1 pseudogene is annotated in these 250 nt (G+C 60.8%); it reads left to right on the forward strand.

From position 1 onward, the window contains the following. Positions 1 to 212: pseudogene (locus AC6LJ2_RS30195) on the forward strand (IS110 family transposase); the annotation flags it as partial. Between the last annotated feature and the right edge of the window lie 38 nt (positions 213 to 250).

The following is a 250-nucleotide window of genomic DNA, read 5'->3' on the forward strand; positions in this document are numbered from 1 at the left end:
GTCCTGCGGACGTACGGGCGTTGGCATACATGGCTGGCGTCGTTGCGTCCAAGCACAACCCCCATGTGCGGGCGTTGTATCAACGACTGCTGGCCGCGGGCAAGAGCAAGATGTCGGCCCTGGGCGCCTGCATGCGAAAAGTGGTGCATCTGTGCTTCGGCGTGCTCAAGACGCGGCAGCCTTACAGGCCTGATTACGCTTTTTCTACTTGACGGCCAAGACGGTATCTTCCGATTCCCTCGGGCGCATC

The sequence above is a fragment of the Achromobacter sp. 1014246743 genome (assembly GCF_059760725.1).